This is a genomic window from Streptococcus sp. HMSC072D03, from assembly GCF_001812855.1.
In the GTDB taxonomy this organism is placed as follows: Bacteria; Bacillota; Bacilli; order Lactobacillales; family Streptococcaceae; genus Streptococcus; species Streptococcus salivarius_D.
Genome location: NZ_KV810701.1, coordinates 26479 through 51213 on the forward strand (window position 1 = coordinate 26479; position 24735 = coordinate 51213).

Sequence of the window (24735 nt, forward strand, 5' to 3'; positions counted from 1 at the left end):
TTTCAAAAATTGGTTTATGATTGATTTAGTGTGGTGTTGTGTATATCTGAATAGTAAACCTAAAACTAAAAGGTTGTGTACAATTGACTTAACATGAGCTAAACAATTGATACAACTGAATTAGAAGCATAAAGTACATTCTTTAAGGAGTGTACTTTATTTTTGTTTTGTACATTATTCTGGAGTGGTATTTTGTATGTTTTATAGTGCATCATATAATCAAATCTAAGAAATTGATTTGTACATTTTTTACTCAAGTAACAGTAGAAGGAGTGACGGTTCAATTGTGCATTTTATTTAAAATATTTATGGCTATAATAATAGTATTTGAAGCATAGATAAAGTAGATACAGTGGTATAATAGTGTCAAAAGACTTTCAGGAGAAATGAGATGAGATCGCATACAGTTATTCTAGGCGCTGGTGCTACTATTGCAGCAATTCCAGATGGTGATAAAAATGGGAAAAGCTCTTCAGTTATGAATGGATTGCTAAAAAAACTTAATTTAGAAGAAATTCTTGCCGGTGTTGAATTACAGACAAAGAGCGAAAATTTGGAAGATATCTATTCAGAATTATTTGAGAGAGAAGAGTGCTCTGAAATAGTTAGGAAGCTAGAAGAAAGACTCTATGATTATTTTGCTTCGTTGGAGTTACCTGATGAACCAACAATTTATGATCTTTTAATATTAAGTTTAACTAATAAAGATTGCATAGCTACGTTTAATTGGGACCCTTTACTTATACAAGCTTATGTTCGCTGTTCAAAAATTACTCTGAACCTGCCACAAATTCTTTGTTTACATGGGAATGTAGCTGTCGGTTTTTGTGAAGAACATACTGAGTTTGGAACAGTAGATTACTATTGCCCAACATGTTATAAAAATTTAAATCCAACAAAATTATTGTATCCCGTAAAAAACAAAGACTATTCTTCCGATGGATACATAAATTGGTGTTGGAAAGCATTAGATTACTTTGTCGATCATTCATATATGTTAACTATTTTTGGATACAGTGCTCCTAAGAGCGATGTAGATGCTGTTAATTTAATGAAAAAAGCATGGAGAAATATTGAAGACCGACCACTTGAAGAAGTTTCCGTAATAGATATTATAGACGAAGAGACTATGCTAAATACATGGAAAGACTTTATTCATAGCCATCATTATAGGTATTCAAATTCATTTTTTGATTCTTACTTAGCAAAATTTCCAAGAAGAACTTGTGAAACCGTATTTGCAACATTTTCATTAAATGTTCCTTCTGATGGTAGTAGAGGATTTAAAGAGAATTTTAATTGGGACATGATAAAAGAGTTTTTATCTGATATGTTAGTTGAAGAACAGGAAAATAAAGGAAAATCAAATTTAAAATCGAAATATTTAGTTTGGGGTGAAGATGTTAACAAATAATCCAATTAATCATAGTGTACTTAAATTGTCAATGGATTTCGATAATGCTTTTAAACATAAAAATATAAAGGAAATCCATAGACTAATAGAATTTGGAAAAAATATGGAAAACACTATTGATGATATTTCCAAAATTCAATTATTTTATTCTATTGGGACAGCATACGCTGATATATTTGAACTAAGTGATAACTTAGTTTTCAACATAGATACCGATTTTACAGTTCAACAAATTTATTACTTTAGAAAAGCTATAGAAATTTCAAATAAAGTTGATATAAATTCTGAGAACAGTAGGTTTGTTTTCCCATTATTATGTTCACTTTACACTAATTACGCAAATTTATTAGATGCTTGTGGTAGAAAGCAGTTAGCTATTAAGATGTATTGTAAATGTATACAAATCAATCCAAGATTCACAATGGCTAGTGGTAACTTAGCTATTTGTCTAGATCATTATCGTAATTTTTTGAATGATAACGAACACCTCCACTTTATTAAAAAAATTAAAAATTTAATAGAAACAAGCATAACTGTTTCAGATCCAAACAGAGTTGATTATGCAGAAAAGCGATTTATTGAACTTTACGAACAATATCTTGATTATAAAGATATAGATGAATGTTCTTGTAAAACAATCGATTATAATCCTAATTCACAAAAGTATCGTGAATGGTGTTGGAACAACGGGCTGTATCTTAATCCACTTAATGACTTACAAGCTGACGATATAAATAGATATGATGATAATCTTTTACTACCAAGTTTATTATTTCAATCGGATAAAGATTTAAACAAATATATTTCTATGTTTAATCAAATTAAGCAAGAATATGTTTATGCCCGTTATCTCTGTTTTAATAGCATTGAGAGTGATTCGGTTCATTATGCTGACGAGAATGTTGATCTTATTGATTGTCTAGACTACGTACAATACTCTATCCGAGTTGAAGGATTAAAAGCATCTTTTAAAACACTATATTCATTATTAGATAAAGTAGCTATGTTTATAAATGAATATTATTCTTTAAAAATTGAAACTCGAAAAGTAAATTTCCATTCAATTTGGAGATCAAATAGTGATTTAAATAAAATGTTGGATAAGAATATTGGTCTGTCATCTATATTTTGGATAGAGAAAGATTTTGATAATGGTGATAATTCTTTAACAGCTAATCCAAACTCAAAGCGATTGAAAATTATTAGAAATTATTTAGAGCATAGATTTACGAATATAACATTGAATATTTTTAATGGAAGTGAAGATAATGAAGATAATAATGAAACCAGACTGTATCTAACTGAATCTGAACTTCAAGAGTTTGCATTAGATTTATTAAATCTTGTAAGAGAAGTTATTTTTTCACTCAAAAATGCCATTCAAATAAGTGAAAATGAAAAACAATCTACTCTAAGCAGTGAAGTTGCTTTAATTCCGATAAATTATGAAGAAGTAGATTCGGAAGATAAATTATAGCATTGAGCATACAATTTATAGTCGTTATAAAAAGCAATAGTCTAAATTCATTTAACTAATCGACTTAACTAGAGCTAAACCATTGATAAAACTGAATTAGAAGGATAAAGTACACTCATTAAGCAATGTACTTTATTTTTGTTTTGTACATTATTTGTTGATTGCTTAATCAATACTACATCTCTATCAGGCAATTCAGACTCCATTTAGTCCTCTAAAACCCACGTTGAGGCAGCATCACTGCTTGTACGAACTTAGAAAAAATGTTGACGAAAAAGCCTTGGTGTCAAGGTTTTTTTTGGTATCCTCAAAAAGGTAATTTTATAATTGACAGTTTGTCAGTAGAGTAGTATAATTTATAAACAGGAGGAATAAAATGCGAGATGTAAAAGATCCGGAAATTCGACGGGCTGAGATTATGGATGCTGCTATGCTCCTCTTTATGGAGAAAGGATATGCGAACACAACAACTCAGGATATAGTCGATAAGGTAAATATATCACGAGGTTTGTTATACTATCACTTTAAGAACAAAGAAGATATTCTGTATTGTCTTGTAGAACGTTATTCAGAGAAATTATTGAGAGATATTCACGTGATTGTCAATGATGATGACAAAACTGCTATTGAAAAAATAAGAGCCTTTATAGATGCCACAATAATCACTACAGATAACGTTTCAGCAGAAGGAACTGAGTTACAAAAGACGGTTGATCTTGAAGAAAATCGTTATATGTTAGATAAGTTGTCTCATAAGCTCATTGAAAAACTGACTATATATTTTGAGAGGATAATAAATCAAGGCATCTCAGAAAAAGTATTTTCTGTAAAATATCCATCAGAAACAGCAGAATTTCTGATGACAGCCTATGTTTTTGTTTCAAATAACATAGGTATAAAAACTTCAAAGAAAGAAACTGTCAAAGATTACTTGAATGCATTTAAGATAATGCTGGAACAAAATCTAAATACAAAAGGACTCTTTAGCAATTAAAAAAAGATAGAATGTTTGTAAAGAGAACTATGTACCGATAGCTAAATCAAAACAAGCTATCGGTATTATTTCAAAATATGACTGACAAATTGTCAATAGAGGTGAAAATATGTTAGAGATAAAGAATTTTAGTAAAAGTTATGGGGATAAGAAGGTTGTGGATAACCTATCTATTTCAGTACAGCCTGGAGATATTTATGGTTTTATTGGAGCAAATGGTGCAGGCAAAACGACAACGATAAAGGCAGTTGTCGGTATCCATGATTTTGAAGACGGAAGTATAATTATTAACGGTCATTCTATTAAAGAAGAACCTGTTATTTGTAAAAAAATGATGGCGTATATCCCAGATAATCCAGATTTGTATGAACATATGACAGGACTTCAATATATTAATTTTATTGCTGACTTGTTTGAAATTCCTACAAAACTACGCAAGGAGAGAATACAAAAATACGGTGATTTATTTGATATGACTGAGCATCTTTCGGGGATTATTTCTTCATATTCACATGGAATGAAGCAACGAACAGCCATTATTTCTGCACTTGTACATTCTCCCAAACTGTTGATTTTAGATGAACCTTTTGTTGGGCTAGATCCCAAAGCAACTTTCCTACTAAAGAAAATTATGCATGAGTGTGTTTCAGATGGAGGTGCTATTTTCTTTTCAACCCATGTATTGGATGTTGCGGAAAAATTATGTAACAAGATTGCCATTATCAAAAATGGAAAGTTAATTGCAAGTGGCAATACAGGAGACGTCAAAGGTGATGAATCATTGGAGGCATTTTTCATGGAGGTGCAGGACAATGAGTAACATTTGGATACTGCTTAAAGCCCAATTGATTAATTTCTTTCCTATTAACGAGATTAGAGATTCACGAAATAAAAAACAAAGTTCAATGGCTATTGCGAGTTTTGGCATAATAACTCTTTCCTTATTTTGCTTTGTTTACAATATAATAACAGCGAAAACATTGGTCCACGTCGGACAGCAGAACTTGATTCCAGCATATATGGTCTCTGTATCAAGTTTTTCAATATTATTTTTGACAGTATTTTATTCGAATGGCATTTTATTTGGCAGTCGAGATATGGAAATTCTCCAATCCTTACCTGTTAAAAGTTCGTATATTATCACCAGCAAGTTCATGTTTATGTACTTATTGAATTTTTTAATAGGCTTGATGTTTATGCTTCCGGGTGGAATTATATGGGGCTTGAACGGAAGTTTAAACCTCCTACAGATTATATTGTATTTTACTTCTATAATTTTTGCCCCTTTGATCCCCATGTGTATAGCGACATGCATGGGACTCGTTATTGTTGTCGCTTCATCTTTTTTTAAAAGAAAAAATGTTATCTCTCTTATTTTTTCATTTGCAATGCTAGGTATAATTGGATATTTTGCATTATCAGCTTTGCAATCAGGTGATGAAAGTAGTATTGGGGTTACTCTGGCTAAGCAAATTACTGGACTGTATCCAATTTCTAGACTATTTATGTCATACTACAATTTTCCAATGTACTATGGGATGGGATTTTATATAGTTCTTTCAATAGTCGTCTTTTATCTATTTGTCAAAATTGCTTCGTTGAAGTATGGACTACTTAATACACTTGCCAATACAAAATCAAGTTATGCTAATGACAAAGTATCTTATGAAAGAAAATCGGTATTTTTTTCCTTGTATCAAAAAGAGCTTGGACGATTTTTAAGTTCTTATATGGCAGTCTTGAATGCTGGGCTTGGAGTGATTCTTTTATGTGTCTTTAGTATATGTTTCCTGTTTAATTCTGTAGGTCAAATAGGAAATTCAGCAGGAATTGAAAATATAAATGAGTATCTTTCAAACTTAGCTCCCGTCTTTATTGCATCTATGCTTTCACTCAGTTGTCCAGCAGCTTCATCTATATCTTTAGAAGGTAAAAATATTTGGATTTTGAAAAGTTCTCCAGTTGAAGTGAAAACGATTTTAAATGCTAAGATTGCTGTCAACCTTACACTTCATTTGATTGGATATATGATTTCTGTATCTGTATTTATGCTGAAACTTGATATGAATCCTATTCAAGTTATGAATCTAGTTATTGTTCCTATATGTTACTCCCTTTTTATAATGGTAATCGGAATTTCATTAAATAAAAAATATCCTAACTATGATTGGGACAGTGAGATGATAGTTGTCAAACAAAGTCTTCCTGTTATTGTAACTGGAATTATTAGTATGATTACGCTTATTACGCCTATTTTGCTTAATTGGTTTTTTAATCTTCCGATTATATTTGTTTTGCAAGCAGTATCAGTAATTTTACTGGCTATTTCGTTTAGAGTTTATATAAAAATGACCAAGTTAAATTTTATCTAGTTAAAGGAGGAAAATAAGATGAAAAATAGACTGTTAAAAGATATTTTGGTTTTGTTGGGAATGATGGTCATCATAGTCATTATTTGTGGGTTTCTCCCTGAGAAAGTTCCTATTCATTTCAATGCAAAAGGAGTAGCAGATATGTTTGCAAATAAATACTATCTTCTACTAGCTACAGTAATCCCCTATTCCGCATATTGGAAGTTTGTTAGGGAAAGTGATAATAAAAAGATTAAATGAAACACCATCTATATTTACAAATTGCATCAAAATTAAGAACGAAGGTTTTAAGAGGTGATTATGCACCTGAACAACAAATTCCTTCAATAAGGAAATTAGCAGAAAACGAGAAGTGTAATCCGGCAACTGTCCAAAAAGCAATGAAAGTTCTTGAAGAACAGAATTTGGTTACTAGCTGTGGAACATTAGGATATTTTGTCATAGCAAGCGAGCAAGAAATAAAAGAGATAAGATATCAAGAATCTAACAAGCTAGTTAAAATTTTGTTTGAAAAACTTGGTGAGCTAGGCTTTTCAGAAGATGAGATTGTCAATTTAATTTTTAGAAAAGATGCTTAGAAGAAATTGAATGGAAATTTATTAGGATTATTTGTGAAAGTATAGAAAAGCCTTGATTTTAAGGCTTTTTTCATTTTCCAATAAATAACTTGACATTATTAGTTACTTTTACTTCTTCAAGTAATTCTGAGGAATAGACGACAACTTTAAAATCAAATAAGCTAAAAACGCTCTAAAATCATTAAATTGACATAAAAGTGTTTTTTATTGTCAAAATATACAATTGAAAAAATTTCCAGTTTTTTTAAAATCACTTTCTCAGATGACAATTTAATCAAAATATGATATAATACAGAAAAAGTAAAAATAACAAAAGTAACTTACAGAAGTAAAATAACAAAAGTAAATAGATAGCCACGGCGGATATTCCTTTCATTGTTTAGAAGGATTTGCTGTGGTTATCGTTGTTGCTGAGCTAATTAATTGCTCTTATTACTTAGATGAAGTTACTTTTATTATTGAATTAATTTAAATAATAATAACGATCAATGAAAGTACTCATCGATATTCCCTTTATGCAGTTAGAGCACAAAGGAAAATGGTACTGACTTGATCGTTTTTTTGTGTATTGACATCATAAAACACAGTCAGAACCTTCAGTCATAATAAACAAGGAGGTAGCATGAGATTTGTTGTATATAAACATTCGCTGATTCTAGGTGATAATAATATCGTTACAAAGCAATTGATTGCACTCAAACATGATGATGGCACATTACAATTCACTGATTTTCATAGATATGTAAAATCTACCGCAAAAATTAAGTCTATCTCAGACGATGGAAACAAACGTTTTTCATACGTTGTTAAGTTTTTGAACTATATATTTGGAACAGTTGGGTTGAATAATCTTGATCAACTAACTTTTGAAATGGTCAAGGAGTTTTTTATACTTTATGGTGTTGCACAACTGCCAGAAGATAGAAAAAATAGAAAGAAAAGTACAGTCGAAAAATGTGTAAATGCAGTTCTTGATTTTTTAACTCTATACTTGAATGAACGAAAAGGAAAGGCTAATTTGAAGCCAGAAGACCTTTATTCTATCAATACATTCACTAATAGACGAGGTAGAGTCATTAAACGGAAAGAACTGAATTTTGAGATATTTGTTGATGATAGCAACGCACAGAAGTCAATTTTTAGAGATATGCCAAACAGCGCCTTTGAAATGCTCTTTGCTCACATTGCTCAATATCACAAGGATTTACTTATGGTTGTTGCTTTGGGAGCATTTGTTGGTTTGAGACCATCAGAAGCATGTAATGTAAGACGTGAAGATAGTCCTTTGGGAGCAGGTATCTTATTTCACCAAAGTGATAATCAAGTATTTAAGATTGAGATTGATCTGCGAAAAGAAATGCCCCTTAGAAGTGATTTAAAGCCAACTGGACGAATTAAAAAGGAAAGACTTCAAGCTGTGCCTTATATCTTCTTGGAGGTCTTTTTAGACACTTATAATGACTATATGAGTTATCTAGAGGGTAAAAAGTATGAGAAAGATTTTGGTCCATTAAACCTTAACAAGCAGGGCAAAGCATTATCATACGATGTGTACTATCAACGATTTCGTAAGATTATTCGCGAAGAAATGATACCAATATTTCTTAAATCTGATGACCCAGAGGTTGTCTTTTTTGGTCAACTCTTGCAAGAAAATAATATTTCACCCCATATCTTTAGGCACTGGTACACCACTCAATTAGTGTTGTCAGGCGTTAATGAAGTTAGTGAGCTGATGTCCGCTAGAGGGGACAATTCACCAGAAAGTGCTTGGGTATATTTACAAAATAAAGGAGAAATTGCAAAACAGTATGGTCAGGTGAACAATGGTGTTTTTGATTATATGAACTGGCAAGCAGAAAAATTATTTGGTGAACACTAGAAGGAGTAGCTGTTGGTAGTAGATTTAAAAAGTTATCTTGAAAGAATATTAGTCGAGTTAGGTGCTGCTACAATAAAACACCGTGAGAAAGTCAGTGGATTCTTACTAGACAATGAATGGTTTGGTGTGTCTATAAATCTTGATGATTATACTATTACGGAAAAAGATGCTGAAGTTCTTAAAAATCACATCAAAGACTATCTAACAACACCTCCTGGAATTAAGAGTATGGAAGGAATCTTTTCAAAAAAATTTCCTTCTACAAGTGAATTATTCGTACAATTTGCTGAAGAAGAAAAGCTGAGTGAAACAAATCGTTTTTATCTGCTTGATTTTTTAGCATACTACTTAACAAAAGATTTGTTTCTATATAGTGATGCTGAGGTAGAGACGTTAGTAGAAGTAGCAACAGAAGCTCTCACGAAATTACAAGGCAATATCCTCATTCAATTTATCAAATGGCTACTCAATAAAGGCATTACTCGTTATCGAGTAAGTTTTGAAATGACGAAGCGTTACACGATTGAGAGTGCAAATGGAGCGTATGAATTAGATGAATACCTTGAATTAATGTATTACCTATTCAACGAGGACTACATCATAAAAAATGATATGTTGTCTAAAGCAGCAAATTCAAAAAACTATGCAGATACATGGTTGTATCTAGGGTTACATTTTATTTGCGCACTAAGATCAACAGACTTAGAAAGATTAGGACATCCTAAATTAACAAGAGAACCATTAGAAGTTTTAGAAGCAGTAGTAGATGGAACTTGGAGTAGTAGTGAAGCTAGAAGGACTTTACTAAGTATTACAACAAGATTGACTTATTTAAACTTAACACCTAATAAAACCAAAAACGCTTCTAACGTTACTCAGCTAAAGTTTCACGTCCCAGAAAGTTGTCAGGTTCTTATTGGAACGTTATTGGCTATCTGTGAAGCACATTTCCAACTTCAAATACCATACAATGCAGAAAATCCATTGATCAGACAAATTAAAACTTATGAAAAGATTACTAGTTATATGGGGGAGGAAATCGGAAATTTATTTTTAGAGCGTAACTTTAGTAGTCGTTCTGCAAACAAGTCCTACTTACAATCTGTCGCAATGTTAGCAGATGATGTTCTTGAAGAAAAGTCAGAACTGAATATTAAAGGTTATTTTTTAGCAGCATTAGCTCGTAGCCATAAAGGGGATTTTAATGAATTTGCACAAACTACAACAACGTATCTAAAAGATGCCCAACTCGGACAACTAAAACCTGAAATGGTTGCAAAAGAGCTATTTGAACGAGGCGTATTATCCATGATTCCGTCTATGCTCTTGACCATTGTAACTAGAGGAAAGTATAAAGAATTAAGTCCAAGTCAACAAACAAAAATGATAAAAAGTTTAGATTTAACGCCAGTTGAAATTGAAAAAACGTTGGAATTGAGCGTTAGGGCTGATTTGCGCTCTCAACAAGCTTTAAAAACTCTAGTTGAAAACAATGTTGAACCTGAACAATTACTGACAATCTGTCATCGAATTGGCAACGGAGAGGCTTTCTCTAAGCAGGGAGAAAGTATGTGTCTCTTATCTGCGTTAGGTAAACTATGCCCCTATGATGACCGTCAACATTGTGTCGGTTGCCAGTATGAATTACAAACAAAATCTACCTTACTTTTGTTAATTGGTGAGTTTAATCGTCTCAATAAACAATATCAAAAATTAAAGAATGAACTTGAACGAGGAAAGGTTCGAGCCATTCTTGAGCAGCAGATTAAACCATGCCTTACAGAAATGTTAGAAGCATTATCAGAACAGTATGGCGAAGCTGTATTATCTGATTATGAGGATATTATCAAGGAGTTAGTCAGTTGAATAATCAATTAAAATTATTTCGTAAAGTAAATGAAATTGTCCTGTTTGATGACAATATGATTGAGAGCGCAAAAGAATGTTTTCAAGACTATGTTGAAAAAGGGATTATCCTAACCACCAATTTTGAAGAAAATAGATGGGCAACAACTAATGAATATTCTAACGTAAGCTTCATTTTTAACTTGAATAAATTTCAATATAAAAGGTTTTATGAACAAGTATTTCAATTATCTTTTGATGATTTTGTCATCTACTTAAAGAGTTTTATAGTGCTATCTATGGAACATCATGTTTTAATCACACTCCAAGCCTTTTTAAGAGATATAAAGAAATTAGTCAAAGAAATAAAAGTGAACGAAGTCTTCTCGTTAGCAAATATGAAGATTTCCAACCCCTCAGTATGTATAGATTTTCTTTCTACACTACCATGTTTAGAGAGTAACGAATTAACACAACTGATTGAGCAACTAGATGAACTTTTAAATGTTAGTTATCAACTTAACACTAAAAAAAAGCGAAAGTTAGCCCAATTTCAATCCTATTTTTTATTTAATGATATTTTAAACGACTATTGGGTTAAACCATTATCAGATGAAGAAAGATTGTTTTACTACCCTCTTTACTTATGGTGGCAAATAACAGCAGTAGTACCGCTTAGACCAAGGGAGTTTTTGCTCACTCAGAGAAATTGTCTCACAGAAAAAAACGGAAATTATTACTTAACTCTCAGACGAAATAACTTAAAAGGAAAAGACAAGGGAGTATCCCATAAAATTTCAGAGGATTATTATTTAACAACTTACGAAGTACCATTTAAGCTTGCGAGTGAGATTTTAAATTATTTAGAGCTAACCAAAGACTTATCATCTACACAGTTAGATACCCTATTTGTGACAGACTCTCATTATCGAAAATGGAAACGTATTGCTGGTACTAAAAACCGTTTCTTGACGTACAGTAACTTAAATACAATTTTAAAATATTTCTTTAATGAGATTGTATCTCAACAGTATGGGTATTTTGTCCATCATATCAATTCCCCAAATCAATTAGAAGATCATGAAATTAATTTCATTCATATTGGAGATACGAGACACATTGCAATGATCAATCTGATAGCAGAAGGAGCTAGTCCAGTAACAGCAATGCTCTTAGCTGGACATGATAGTGTCACAACATCTTCACATTATTTTTCAAATCTGAGTCAGTTTATTGAATGTAGGAGCTATCAGCTTTATCGTAAATTAACAAACTCTCAGACGTCTTACGCTATAAGTAAAACTCAACATAAATACACCATTAATAAAAACTATGTTCCTCTTGATAATAAGGGCAGATGTTATTCACCTCGATTTGCGGAAGGTGATTATTCAGACTGTCTTAAAGTCATTAGCTCACATGCAGAGCTTGGTGCTTGTACTAGTTGTCCATTTTACAGAAAAGCTGGAAAAGATTATTTCTCTATGGATAATTCCTTTAAGAAATCAATCGACGAGGAAGCTTTAATTGTAGATGAAGCTATAAAAAGAGTTCGACAAGGAAAGGGGAATATAGAAGATATTGGTGAGGCATTATTAAAACTTAAAACAGTTAGTCGTTCTTATCAAGAATATCTAACTGAAAAACATTTATCCTTACAGGAGTTCTCAAATGGCTAGAAAGAAGTATATTGATAATCAAGAATTGCTATTATTATTTGAACATTATTTACTGGAACATTGTTCGAATAATCCTAGACTATTCAAAATTCCACAGTTTGGAAATTACCTTAGAAGCAACGGATTTCCGCAGGTTGCAGACACAACGATTAGAAGAAACAAAGAATTTAGACAAGCCCTTAATGATAGATTGGAACTATTTGAAGACGACACTTATCAAACAGTTATAACGTATAAAACTCTAGATGTAGAACGTTTCTTAATGACCAATAGAACCCCTAAAGCAATCAAATCAGCATTGATGGAACTTAACAATTATTATAAAAGAGTTGCTGAAGCAGCAGTAGAATATAAGGAAGAAACCAGTAAGCTCAAAACAAGAGTTTCAGAGTTGAAAAACGAGGTAGCACAACTTAATGAAAAGAATGCTGAAATAAAGGAGCAGACAGCGTTAAACAAAGAATTATTAGAGGAAAACAAAAAGTTAAGGAATCTTCTTAAAACTAGTTTGTATCCTGATATTGCGAATGAATTGTTAAAAGAAGAGGGCTTGTTAAAATCTGATCAGCAACTAGTAACTAAGAAGTATCTTAGTGAGAATGTTATTACTTCAGACACAAAAATATCTTTTGAAAAGCATACTCATAAAGAGAAGAAAACAAGCAAAAGTAAGATTTTGGAAATTAAAAACTTACTGGATAATAAGACTAAGTATTAGGAGGAAAAAATGTCAGACTTCATCACTGATTTTCCAGCTTTATTGAAATATTGGAACTTTGATAGCAATATTAAATTAGAAATAGAAAAACTCGCTATTACTAGTAAAAAACACGTTAGCTGGAAATGTCCTAACTGTTCGTACGAATGGAAAGCAAGTGTAGCAAAATCTTACAAGCAAGTCCTAAATCATACAAAAATCTGTCCTGTATGCGACCTTGGAGAAGTGCTTGTAAAAGGAGAAAACGCAATATCTGATAGGTTTCCCAACTTTCTTGAGTACATAAACTTTCATTATGAGAATATAGAATCGATTCAAAACGAAATTGAAAATTTAACCTTTACTTCAAAGAGATTATTTCATTTTAAATGTCCCACTTGTCATGTTGGTTGGAAAGATGTAGCCAATACTTCTAGATTATTAACAAAAAAATTAAACAAAAAAGTTGTTCATGCAGGCTGTAACGAATATAAACATTGTGTACCTTTTTATAAAGCATACCCTAACCTCGGAAAAATATATCTTTCAGGCGGTTATAACGAGTTGGAATTTGAAAAATTAACTCTCAGTGATAATGTTACAATTCCCAGAAAATGGAAATGTGATAAATGCAAGCATTTTTTTGATTTATCAATAGATAAGTTGATCTCAAGAATTAAGAGGAATGGATTTTATTGTACGAAATGCGAAGCAACTTTTGACACAGCTATAAAAGTGAATGTAAAGCCTCTCAGCTATACAGATAAACATCTTCTTGACCAATTGGTTAAAAATCATATTAAAAAAAATATGATTGACTGTTTGTCTAATATAGTAGCAACTTGGAAATGTATGAAATGCAATGGGGAATATGAATGCTCAGTTGTAAAAAGACACCAAGAAGGTTGTCCATATTGTAGTGATAAACAAATGTTAAAAGGGTATAATACTTTACAAGAAACTCATCCATATTTAGAGAAATTTTGGGATAAAAGTAATGATAAATCTATTTCTGAATACTGGCATAAATCATTTGATGTTTTAAATTGGAAATGTCCTTGTTGTAATATTCAGTTTCAATGCAGCCCTGTCGAAATGATTTCTAGAACTAACTTAGAGAATAGTAATTTTGAAACGTGTCCTAAGAACTGTGATTGGAATAAATTGGTTTTTAACAATGATATTTTCCATAATTCGCCAAGGTTACGGAAAGAATGGAGTAAAAAAAATAATATCCCTGTTCACTTAGCTCTAAGTCATATTGATACAAAAAAATATTGGTGGAACTGTTCTATTTGTCAAGGCGAATACCTTTGTTCAATTCCAATAAGAAGAGAAGTAATAGATAGCTGTCCATATTGTAATGATGAACAACCATTAAAGGGATATAATACAATATCTGATATTCATCCTGAACTAACTAGTTATTGGAGCAGCAAGAATACCCAAAAAATTGATGAAATAACTCTATCGGAAGCTAAAAATAAAAAATATATTTGGTTGTGCGACTGTTGTAATTTAGAATTTAATGAAAAACTAAGTATTGTTCTAGATAAATTTTCGAATATTAACAATAGAGAACTCAAGAAAATTTGCCCTTACTGTAATAAAAAGATACCTAAACCTGAAGAATCATTGGGTTACAAAAAACCATTTTTAAAATCAGAATGGCTGGAAAATATTAATGGGGACATTTATAATGTTTTCTCTAATTCAAACGATATAATTGAATGGATATGTAGAAAATGTCACAGAAACTTTAAGGCAAAAATTTCTAATAGAGCTGAAGACGATAAATGTTGCCCTTATTGTTCCAATAGAATATTAATAAAGGGAATCAATGACCTTGCGACAACTCATCCTCACTTAATAAAAGAGTGGTCAAATTTGAATGACCGACAATTAAGTTGTTTAACCAACAAATCAAGCTATAAAGCATGGTGGAAATGTTCTGTATGTTCAAATACATACCAGCAGGTTGTTAGTTCTAAGTTAATTAGTAAAACATCTTGTCCTTACTGTCGAAAAACAAAAGTATTAAAAGGCTTTAACGACCTTGCGACCACACACCCGTGGTTGATTAAGGAATGGTCAACTTTAAATGACAGGGACAGGGACTCTAGTTCTATAATGTGTAATTCAAATTATAGAGCATGGTGGAAATGTGCTGAATGTAGCAAAGAATATCGGCAATCAGTTAAGAAAAAAATTCTAATGAATAAATCTTGTTGTCCATATTGTCGAAACAATAAAGTATTAAAAGGTTTAAACGATCTTGCAACAACACATGAGTATTTATTAAACGAATGGGATTATCTGAATAATATTCTTTTAGCAAAGCCAACAGAAATTGATGAGAAAAGTAATAAAATTGTATGGTGGATTTGTAAAGATGATCCAAATCATCGGTATAAGTTTAAAATCAATGAAAAAATCAAATATGAAAAACGTAACTTAATAACCTGTAAAATCTGTAAAGGTTTAAGAAGAAAACAAGAGCATTTCGTTCAGTTTGCTAAAATATATTAAACAATCCAAAAACACTCTAAATCAATAAATTGATATTAAAGTGTTTTTTTAATATCAAAATGTACATTTGAAAAATTTTTAGTTTTCACTTAAATAAAGTACATTTTACAGTAGATGAACAACTTTTAAAATTTTCAGTGTTCACTTAAATAAAGTACATAATTGAGAATAATTAGCTCTAAAAAAATTTTTGGTTATTCTAAAAATAGTAAACCTATAAAGCCGCTAAGTGAAAAACATCTTATAACATCTTTCCGAAAAACTGTAATTTTCTTGAAAGAAAGATAAGGGTGTGATATACTTCTATTAAGTAACTTTGGAGAAAAAACAAATGAAACGTGAACTCTTACTCGAAAAAATTGAGGAATACAAATCTCTAATGCCCTGGTTTGTTCTTGAGTATTATCAGTCTAAACTATCGGTACCGTATTCTTTTACGACTTTATACGAATACCTTAAGGAATATAAACGCTTTTTTGACTGGTTGATTGAGTCAGGTATTTCAGATGCTGATGATATTTCCTCAATTGACATCAAAACCTTGGAAAATCTAACTAAAAAAGATATGGAGTCATTTGTCCTTTATCTACGAGAACGTCCATCTTTGAATACCTATTCCAAGAAACAGGGTGTTTCTCAAACGACCATTAATCGTACACTTTCAGCTCTATCTAGTCTCTATAAGTATTTAACCGAGGAGGTCGAGGATCCTGACGGTGAGCCGTATTTCTATCGTAACGTTATGAAAAAAGTTTCTACTAAGAAAAAAAAAGAAACTCTAGCTGCACGTGCTGAGAATATCAAACAGAAACTCTTTCTAGGCGATGAGACCATGGAATTCCTTGATTATGTAGAAAATGAATACGAAGTCAAGCTCTCAAATCGCGCTAAATCTTCGTTTTATAAGAATAAAGAACGTGATTTGGCTATCATTGCCTTGCTGCTGGCTTCAGGTGTTCGACTTTCTGAGGCTGTTAATTTGGATCTTAAAGATATCAATCTAAAAATGATGGTCATCGACGTTACTCGAAAAGGTGGCAAACGTGACTCAGTTAATGTAGCAAGTTTTGCAAAACCCTATCTTGAAACTTATCTCAGTATACGTGATAAACGCTATAAGGCTGAAAAGCAAGATGTTGCTCTCTTTTTAACGGAATATCGAGGGGTTCCCAACCGTATTGATGCTTCGAGTATCGAAAAAATGGTTGCCAAATATTCTCAGGATTTCAAGATACGTGTGACTCCTCATAAACTTCGACATACTCTGGCAACACGTCTTTATGATGCTACCAAGTCTCAAGTTTTAGTGAGTCACCAACTTGGCCATGCTTCCACTCAGGTTACCGATCTATATACGCATATTGTTAATGATGAACAAAAAAATGCTCTAGACAATTTATAATTAGTTATCCTAACCATTCCAATTTGGAGTGGTTGTTTTTAGTTTACATAAATTTAATTATGCTAAAGTTGTTTTGTTATTCCTTCGAATACATAACTATATTTATGTAAACTGTTGTACACAAAAAAACAAACTCTCCTTCATGGAAAGCTTGTTTTTCTTATTAATAATCTTTAAGAGCAGATTCAACGGCTGCTTTTTCTTTTTCAATCAAGTTTACTCGTGCGGCAATTGTCTTAATTCCCATTAAGATATTACGTTCCAAGGCTTTATCACTTGTTTGTGGCTCGAAGAAAGCAATATATTGATCAAGACGTTCTTGCGTTTTAAAGATTGATGCTGGGATATTGACAAAGCTATCAAAGCTCATATCACCACCAAGAGCTGCCTTAATCCAATCCCAGTTATCTTTTGCCCAGTTCCAAACGGTTTCTTGAGCAAATGATTTGCTGAGGAAATTCATATACCAAAGGTACAAGTCTTGAGGTTTAACGACATGTTTGTCTTTAAGCTGACTTAGCACGTAGTCGAGGCCTTCTTGATTTTTAAGGTATGAAACTGCTTGAGTTAATTGACGACGGAAGTTACTATCATTTGTTGTGACGTATGCGTTGACATAGTCCTCAACAAGGGTAAGACTGTTTTCTTGTTTCATTTGGTTAATGAGGACAAGACCACGGACACTTGCGGGGATGCTTTCAATGTTTTCTTTATGAGCTTGGAAAACACTTGCGGCTGCCAGGACTGCTGGTTGATAGTCTGCTTGAATCAAGTAGCTAAGTGCCGTTTGACGAACCATTTCATCTTCATCTGACTCTCCATCTTTGGCATCGAAACCAAGACGTTCAAAGTCATTTTGGAATTGACGACGTACCAAAGCTTTGTAGTGCACTTCTGCTTCTGTATCCTCATCGATAAAGCGTTTCAAACCAGCGAGGATTTGAGACTTAGCTTGCGCAATCAAGAAGCTTTCTTCTTTTTCGACAAGATCAAGAAGAGCCACTAGGCTTGCATAGGAGATACGGCCACTTTCAGCAAGAAGACGACGTTCTTGCAAAATTTGAAGTTTACTTACAGTATCAAGGTTAGCAAATTCCTCTAAGAGTTGGTCCAAGAGTTGTCCTTGGTAGTCTGTGATGTAATGTGCCGTATTTGCTGTATTAAGGCGAAGAGCTCCATTATTTTCAGCAGCAAGCTGGCTATAATTTGGAATCTCAATACGCTCTTCTGAGAGTGTGTCTGGAAGTCCGTTCCAATTTGTGTTCAATGGAATTTCCCAAAGACGCCCTTTATCTTCATGTTCACCAATGAAGAATTGTTTTTGACTAAGAATAAGAGTGTCATCAACAACTTCTGCACTAACAACAGGGTAACCTGGTTGCTCCAACCAAGTATCCATGAAACTAGAGACATCTTTTCCAGAAGCATCAGAGAGTGCATTCCAAAGGTCACGTCCAATAGTGTTGTTGTACTGGTGTTTTTCGAAGTATGCTTTAAGTCCTTTGGCAAAGGCTTCATCACCTAACCAACGGCGAAGCATATGCATGAGACGGCTACCTTTAGCGTAAACGATAGCACTATCAAAGAGGGTGTTAATCTCATCTGGGTGATTAACTTCCATGTGGACAGACTGAACACCATCTGTAGCATCACGTTGGAGAGCATGAGGCACACCAGTTGTTTGGAAATCTTCAAAGATGTTCCAGCTAGGTTCAATGGCGTCTACTGAGACATACTCCATCATATTGGCAAAGCTCTCGTTAAGCCAGAGATCATCCCACCATTTCATCGTTACAAGGTTACCGAACCATTGGTGAGCCAATTCGTGGGCAACCACAAGAGCTACTTGTTGACGACTTGTAGCTGAGCTATTTTCATCTACAAGAAGGTAAACTTCACGATAGGTAACAAGTCCCCAGTTTTCCATGGCACCTGCTGAGAAGTCAGGAAGTGCGAGATGGTATGACAATGGGATAGGATACTTGACTTGGAAGTAGTCTTCGTAGAAATCAATGACACGAACTGCAATATCAAGGGCAAAGTCAACGCTGTTTTCAGCTTGTGCAACTGTAGCGAAGACACCAACTTCAGTTCCGTTTTGTGTTTTCGCTGTCTTTCCTTGAAGAGCTCCAAAACCAAAGGCAAGGAGGTATGTAGACATACGAGGGGTTGTCTCAAAAGTCCAAACCCCAGTTTCTTCACGCAAATGGCTATTGATTTCAGGCATGTTAGACAAGGCGATATCGCCTTCTTCGGCATCAAATTTCAATGAGAAATCAAAAGTCGCTTTGGCTTCTGGTTCATCAACTGATGGGAAGGCTTCACGCGCAAAATGAGATTCAAACTGCGTTGAAATAATTTCTTTCTTCTCACCATTGTAGGTGTAGTATGATGGGTAAATCCCTGTCATATTATCTGTAATACGACCAGAGAATTCAATGACAAGCGTCAAAACACCGGTCTCTGGAAGTTCAATATGGAAGGCTTCGTTAGCATCATCCATTTGGAAGTTTAATGATTCATTATCCAAGAGAACGGAACTAATGGTAAGGTCTTTTTGGTGAAGGGAGATATGATTATCAAGGGCTTCACCTGTGATGGCAACATTCCCTGTAAAGGTCTTTTCAGAACGATTAATGTCCAAGAAAAGATTGTAGTTTTCAGGGATGAAACTTTCGATAAAACGAGCAACAGATGCTGTCATACGTATATACTCCTAATCTAACTTTTCGTATCGAAACAGACTGACAAATGTTTCGATATCAGACGCTTTTGCAAAAGAAAAGGGTCTGAATTATTCAATACAGACCCATTATAACATAGATTGGAAGCTTTGCCTACAGTTCAATGATTTTACCAGACTTGAGGTAGACAACCCACTCGCAGAGATTGCGGGCATAGTCACCGATACGTTCCAAATACATAAGTACTTGGAAATATTCTTTGGCAGCGAAGGCAGCATCAGGATTCTTGCGAACACCTTCTACTGTCATGGCTTGAATATCACGGAAATAGTTATCAATGATTTCATCTGAAGCTGCGATTTCATAAGCGCGTCGTTCGTCACTGTTCAAGTAAACATCTAGAGCATCTTCGACCATGTGGCGAACTGCTTTCCCCATTTTCTTGATTTCAGCTTCAATTTCAGTTAGGCGTTCTTCACCTTTAATGCGAATAGTTGCTTTAGCGATAGCTACGGCATGGTCACCCATACGTTCAACGTCACTAGATGCTTTGAGTGCTGTGATAACTGTTCGCAAATCACTTGATACAGGTTGTTGTAGAGCGATAATTTCAAGCGATTTTTTCTCAAGTTTGGTTTCGTAGTTATTGACGATTTCGTCATTTTCAATGACTTCCTTAGCCAAATCACGATCATGGCTGATAAAGGCACGTACAGCTTTCTTAAGCTGAGCTGCAACCTCTGTACCCATAGCGTAAAATTGGTTGTGGAGTTTTTCTAATTCTTCTTCGAAGGGTGTTCGTAACATCATAATTGTTTTAGTAATCTGTCCTTTCTTAACCGAATTTACCGGTAATATAATCTTCTGTTTCTTTATGTTGTGGATTTAGGAACATGTCTTTCGTTGATGAATACTCAATGAGTTCTCCATCTAGGAAAAAGGCTGTTCGTTGTGAAATACGGCTTGCCTGTTGCATAGAACGTGTGACTAATAGCAAGGTATATTGATCTTTAAGGTTATATAGGGTTTCCTCAATCTTACCAGCGGAGATAGGGTCGAGGGCAGACGTAGGTTCGTCAAGAAGGATAACCTTTGGAGACGTGGCAAGTACCCGTGCAATACAGACACGTTGTTGTTGCCCTCCTGAAAGTCCAAGGGCTGAGTCATGGAGACGGTCTTTAACCTCTTCCCAGATTGAAGCACCTTTTAGTGACTCTTCTACTGCTTTGTCAAGGACAGCCTTATCTTTGATACCATTGATACGAAGACCATAAACCACGTTTTCATAGATAGACATTGGAAAAGGATTGGGTTGTTGGAAGACCATTCCGATTTCTTTACGGAGCTCAACGGTGTCTGTTCGAGGACTGTAGACGTTGTGACCGTTGTAAGAAACAGCACCAGTAAGTGTCCACTCGGGGTTTAAATCTCCCATTCGGTTGATAGAACGGAGCAAGGTTGATTTTCCCGATCCTGAAGGACCGATAAGAGCTGTGATTTCATTTGGATAGAAATCCATTGTCACGTTATTGAGGGCTTTTTTCTTGTTGAAATACACCGATAAATCATTGATTGAAATGATTGGTTCAGTCATAAGTGCTCCTTTCTATCCAAAACGTCCTGATACATAGTCATTAGTTGACTGTAGGGCGGCATCTTGGAAGATTTTCTTGGTTTCATCATATTCGATAAGATCACCAAGGTAGAAGAATGCTGTATAATCACTAGCACGCGCTGCCTGCTGCATATTGTGCGTCACGATGATAATAGAGTAATCTTCCTTAAGTTCGAACATGGTCTCTTCTAGCTGCATAGTAGCTACAGGGTCCAGTGAAGCTGCAGGCTCATCCATGAGGAGAATCTGCGGTTTCACGGCAATAGCTCTTGCAATACAAAGACGTTGCTGCTGACCACCAGATAGAGTAAAGGCAGATTTATGGAGATCATCTTTAACTTGATCCCAAAGTCCTGCTTGCTTAAGTGATGTCTCAACGATCTCGTCCAAAGTTTGCTTATCTCTGACACCCTTACGTTCGTGAGCAAAGGTAATGTTTCTGTAGATAGACTTGGCAAATGGATTTGGACGTTGGAAAACCATTCCAATATGTTTACGCATTTCATAAACATTGATATTACTTGCATTGACATCGACGCCTTGATAAAGGATTTGTCCAGTAACCTTAGCAATATCAATCGTATCATTCATACGGTTTAGGCTACGAAGAAAGGTTGACTTCCCGCATCCTGAAGGCCCAATAAGAGCCGTAATTTTATTTTTCTCGAATTGCATGTCGATACCTTTGATGGCTTCTTTTTGACCATAATAGACATGCAAGTCCTTTGTTTCAAGAGCGAGCTCCTTCTCTGGGAAGGTGATAATATGACGCTCGTCCCAATTGTATTTTGTCATGATAACTCCTTTAAGCGGATGTTAATTTCTTATGGAGGTAAGCTCCCAAACGACGTGCACCAAAGTTGAAAATCAAAATGAAAATCAAGAGTACTGCTGCTGAACCAGCAGATACTGCAGTGGCGTCAGGTGTCGTACCTTCTGAGTTGACCTTCCAGATGTGAACAGCAAGTGTTTCTGCTTGGCGGAAAATCGAAATTGGACTAGAGATGCTAAGCGGATTCCAGTCGCTCCAATTAAGTGCTGGTGCAGATTGACCTGCTGTATAGATAAGCGCTGCTGCTTCCCCGAAAATACGGCCAGAAGCAAGAACGATACCAGTAACAATACCAGGCAATGCCTCTGGAACCACAACGTGTAAGATCGTTTCCCATCGAGACAAGCCTAGAGCTAGCCCAGCTTCACGTTGGGTATGGTGGACTGTTCGCAAACTATCTTCAACCGTACGAGTCATTTGTGGTAGGTTAAAGACCGTTAAAGCCAAGGCACCAGATAGGATTGAAAACCCATACTGGAATTGGACAACGAAAATCAAGTAACCAAAGAGTCCGACAACCACTGAAGGTAGTGAAGAAAGGATTTCAATACAGGTACGAACAAAGTTGGTAAGTCGTCCTTTTTTAGCATATTCTGATAAGAAGATCCCAGCTCCCATTGAAAGAGGCACAGAAATAATCAGGGTAATAACCAAAAGGAAGAATGAATTGTAGAGTTGAACCCCAATTCCTCCACCAGCTTTGTAAGATGATGATCGACTAGTCAAGAATGACCAGCTGATATGTGGTATCCCGCGAACCAAGATATAGAGAATCAAGGCTGCCAGGATTGTTACAATAATGCCAGCAATCACATAGAGTGTGCCGATGGCAATTTTATCAATTTTTTTAGCGTTCATAATTTCTCTTTCTCTCACGGGTAATGAATTTCACCAACATATTGAAACCAAGACTCATCAATAAGAGAACCAAGGCGAGAGACCAAAGGACATTGTTTGAAACAGTACCCATGACTGTATTCCCGATTCCCATAGTCAAGACAGATGTCAATGTTGCTGCTGGTGTCGTTAAAGAAGTTGGAATCACTGCGGAATTTCCGACAACCATTTGGATGGCAAGAGCCTCACCAAAGGCACGGGCCATACCAAAGATAACGGCCGTGAAAATACCTGGTTTAGCCGCATTAAGTGTCACACGCCAAATCGTTTGCCAGCGTGTAGCCCCCATGGCAAGACTAGCTTCACGGTAGTGACGAGGCACTGCACGAAGCGTATCTGTTGTCATAAAGGTTACGGTTGGTAGAATCATGACGAACAAGACAAAGGTACCTGAAAGAATACCAAACCCTGTGCCACCAAAAATTAAGCGAACAAATGGAACCACGATTTGGAGACCAATGAAACCATAAACAACAGATGGAATCCCAACCAAAAGTTCAATAGCTGGTTGTAAGAATTTAGCCCCTTTCGGAGAAATTTCAGTCATAAAGATGGCTGCTCCAATGGCAAATGGCGTTGCTACCAAGGCTGAAAGCAAGGTCACTACGAATGACCCTAAAATCATTGGAAGAGCTCCGAACTTGCCTTCAGATGGCGACCAATCGCCACTAAAGAGAAACTCGATCAAGCTAACTTTATTAACAAAGAAAGTCGCTAGCCCTTTTTGAGCAACGAAAAGTAAAATCATGGCTACGATAAAAACAATCAAAGCTAGGCAAAGGAAAGTGATTGTTTTACCAAACTTCTCGAGGCGTGAATTTTTAGAGGGTGATGTTAATTGTTTCACCAATTCTTCATTTTTCATGCTTACTCCTCACTCTTCTTTGAGACTTTACCATCAGCATCCTTTGTAACTTTCATGCTATGGATGGAAATGTAACCCATTTTTGCGACGACATTTTCTTGGACTTCGTCACTCATCATGTAATCTAAGAATTGTTTGGTATAGCTATCCGGTTTTCCCTTGGTATACATATGCTCGTAAGACCAAATCGGCCAATCGTTAGTTGCAACATTTTCAGCTTTTGGTTCAAATCCATTTAACTTCAATGTTTTAACAGAATCATCAAGGTAAGCAAATGATAGGTATGAAATAGCACCTGGTGTCTGAGCAACGATTGACTTAACCATACCATTAGAATCTTGCTCTTGGGTACGGATTGGCGATTTGCCGTCCATAATCACTGCATCGAAAGTCGCGCGTGATCCTGAGCTAGCTGCACGGTTAATAATAGTAATCTCTAGGTCTTTACCACCAAGCTGTTTCCAGTTTGTGATTTCCCCAGTGAAAATCTTGCGAAGTTGTTCAGTTGTCAGGTTATCGACAGAGACTTCTTTGTTTGTAATCACTGCAATTCCTGCAACGGCAACTTGATAGTCAACAAGCTTACTGGCATCGATTCCAGATTTTTCCTCGGCAAAAAGGTCACTGTTACCAATTTGAACGGCACCGGATTGTACCTGAGAAAGTCCAGTACCAGAACCGCCACCTTGGACGTTAACGATATTCTCAGGGTTCTTTTCAGCGAACCCATCTGCCGCTGCCTCTACTAAGGGTTGAAGGGCCGTAGAACCAACTGCTGTAATGGACTGGCCACGGTCAATCCAAGAGGCACAGCCAGTTAAGACTAGCATGGTCATTGCCAGTGACAGAATCACTGCAAGGACTTTTGTTTTTTTCATTTTTGTCCTCCGACATTTTGTAACTTAAGTAAGATAGTGTCTTATATATATGCTGTAAAAAGACATCTATCTAATTATACCAAGTATAAGATAAT

The 24735-nt window shown here is 34.8% G+C and carries 20 protein-coding genes; 13 read left to right on the plus strand and 7 right to left on the minus strand.

Features of this window, described 5'->3' with window-relative positions:
• Positions 1 to 391 precede the first annotated feature (391 nt).
• The 13 genes from HMPREF2877_RS10050 (at position 392) to xerS (ending at position 16869) form a co-directional block, all read left to right on the plus strand.
• The gene (locus tag HMPREF2877_RS10050) at positions 392 to 1414 is read left to right on the plus strand and encodes a hypothetical protein (protein ID WP_070579852.1); all 1023 of its coding nucleotides are present in this window, start codon (positions 392 to 394) and stop codon (positions 1412 to 1414) included.
• Positions 1401 to 2891 (plus strand): LA2681 family HEPN domain-containing protein, encoded by a 1491-nt coding sequence (locus tag HMPREF2877_RS10055; RefSeq protein WP_070579855.1) that lies wholly within the window; start codon positions 1401 to 1403, stop codon positions 2889 to 2891. The genes HMPREF2877_RS10050 and HMPREF2877_RS10055 overlap by 14 nt, the downstream gene beginning before the upstream one ends.
• 376 nt (positions 2892 to 3267) lie before the next feature.
• The gene (locus HMPREF2877_RS10060; RefSeq protein WP_070579858.1) at positions 3268 to 3885 is read left to right on the plus strand and encodes a TetR/AcrR family transcriptional regulator; all 618 of its coding nucleotides are present in this window, start codon (positions 3268 to 3270) and stop codon (positions 3883 to 3885) included.
• A gap of 109 nt (positions 3886 to 3994) precedes the next feature.
• On the plus strand, positions 3995 to 4705 hold the full coding sequence (locus tag HMPREF2877_RS10065; RefSeq protein WP_049489338.1) for an ABC transporter ATP-binding protein: 711 nt from the start codon (positions 3995 to 3997) through the stop codon (positions 4703 to 4705).
• On the plus strand, positions 4698 to 6257 hold the full coding sequence (locus tag HMPREF2877_RS10070; protein WP_070579860.1) for a putative ABC transporter permease subunit: 1560 nt from the start codon (positions 4698 to 4700) through the stop codon (positions 6255 to 6257). The genes HMPREF2877_RS10065 and HMPREF2877_RS10070 overlap by 8 nt, the downstream gene beginning before the upstream one ends.
• Before the next feature lie 18 nt (positions 6258 to 6275).
• A complete protein-coding gene (locus HMPREF2877_RS10075) occupies positions 6276 to 6497 on the plus strand; it encodes a DUF1648 domain-containing protein (RefSeq protein WP_002890487.1) in 222 nt (73 codons plus the stop codon).
• Complete coding sequence (locus tag HMPREF2877_RS10080) at positions 6494 to 6835, plus strand: GntR family transcriptional regulator (RefSeq protein WP_070579863.1); 342 nt, start codon at positions 6494 to 6496, stop codon at positions 6833 to 6835. Before HMPREF2877_RS10075 ends, HMPREF2877_RS10080 begins: the two co-directional genes overlap by 4 nt.
• A gap of 622 nt (positions 6836 to 7457) precedes the next feature.
• Positions 7458 to 8717: a site-specific integrase gene (locus HMPREF2877_RS10085; RefSeq protein ID WP_070579865.1), complete on the plus strand. Its 1260-nt coding sequence runs from the start codon at positions 7458 to 7460 to the stop codon at positions 8715 to 8717.
• 12 nt (positions 8718 to 8729) lie between these two features.
• The gene (locus tag HMPREF2877_RS10090; protein ID WP_070579867.1) at positions 8730 to 10583 is read left to right on the plus strand and encodes a hypothetical protein; all 1854 of its coding nucleotides are present in this window, start codon (positions 8730 to 8732) and stop codon (positions 10581 to 10583) included.
• Complete coding sequence (locus HMPREF2877_RS10095; RefSeq protein WP_070579870.1) at positions 10580 to 12241, plus strand: hypothetical protein; 1662 nt, start codon at positions 10580 to 10582, stop codon at positions 12239 to 12241. The genes HMPREF2877_RS10090 and HMPREF2877_RS10095 overlap by 4 nt, the downstream gene beginning before the upstream one ends.
• The gene (locus HMPREF2877_RS10100; RefSeq protein WP_048786554.1) at positions 12234 to 12959 is read left to right on the plus strand and encodes an MreC domain-containing protein; all 726 of its coding nucleotides are present in this window, start codon (positions 12234 to 12236) and stop codon (positions 12957 to 12959) included. Before HMPREF2877_RS10095 ends, HMPREF2877_RS10100 begins: the two co-directional genes overlap by 8 nt.
• 9 nt (positions 12960 to 12968) lie before the next feature.
• Positions 12969 to 15467, plus strand: coding sequence for a zinc-ribbon domain-containing protein (locus HMPREF2877_RS10105; protein WP_070579873.1), 2499 nt, complete (start codon positions 12969 to 12971; stop codon positions 15465 to 15467).
• A gap of 331 nt (positions 15468 to 15798) precedes the next feature.
• On the plus strand, positions 15799 to 16869 hold the full coding sequence (xerS, locus tag HMPREF2877_RS10110; RefSeq protein WP_070579876.1) for a tyrosine recombinase XerS: 1071 nt from the start codon (positions 15799 to 15801) through the stop codon (positions 16867 to 16869).
• Between the two features lie 163 nt (positions 16870 to 17032).
• Here xerS and HMPREF2877_RS10115 read toward each other — a convergent pair whose 3' ends face one another.
• From HMPREF2877_RS10115 to HMPREF2877_RS10145, 7 genes are all read right to left on the minus strand, one after another.
• The gene (locus tag HMPREF2877_RS10115; RefSeq protein ID WP_070579879.1) at positions 17033 to 19573 is read right to left on the minus strand and encodes a M1 family metallopeptidase; all 2541 of its coding nucleotides are present in this window, start codon (positions 19571 to 19573) and stop codon (positions 17033 to 17035) included.
• Between the two features lie 133 nt (positions 19574 to 19706).
• Positions 19707 to 20360: a phosphate signaling complex protein PhoU gene (phoU, locus tag HMPREF2877_RS10120; protein ID WP_004182526.1), complete on the minus strand. Its 654-nt coding sequence runs from the start codon at positions 20358 to 20360 to the stop codon at positions 19707 to 19709.
• A 28-nt stretch (positions 20361 to 20388) separates the two neighbouring features.
• On the minus strand, positions 20389 to 21147 hold the full coding sequence (pstB, locus tag HMPREF2877_RS10125; RefSeq protein ID WP_002884992.1) for a phosphate ABC transporter ATP-binding protein PstB: 759 nt from the start codon (positions 21145 to 21147) through the stop codon (positions 20389 to 20391).
• Positions 21148 to 21159: 12 nt separating this feature from the next.
• On the minus strand, positions 21160 to 21963 hold the full coding sequence (gene pstB / locus HMPREF2877_RS10130; protein WP_003092580.1) for a phosphate ABC transporter ATP-binding protein PstB: 804 nt from the start codon (positions 21961 to 21963) through the stop codon (positions 21160 to 21162).
• Positions 21964 to 21973: 10 nt separating this feature from the next.
• Complete coding sequence (pstA, locus tag HMPREF2877_RS10135; protein ID WP_022495957.1) at positions 21974 to 22858, minus strand: phosphate ABC transporter permease PstA; 885 nt, start codon at positions 22856 to 22858, stop codon at positions 21974 to 21976.
• Entirely contained in the window at positions 22848 to 23762 is a 915-nt protein-coding gene (gene pstC / locus HMPREF2877_RS10140; protein WP_013990601.1) for a phosphate ABC transporter permease subunit PstC, read from the minus strand. The genes pstA and pstC overlap by 11 nt, the downstream gene beginning before the upstream one ends.
• A gap of 2 nt (positions 23763 to 23764) precedes the next feature.
• The gene (locus HMPREF2877_RS10145) at positions 23765 to 24640 is read right to left on the minus strand and encodes a phosphate ABC transporter substrate-binding protein PstS family protein (RefSeq protein ID WP_045772424.1); all 876 of its coding nucleotides are present in this window, start codon (positions 24638 to 24640) and stop codon (positions 23765 to 23767) included.
• Positions 24641 to 24735: the final 95 nt, after the last annotated feature.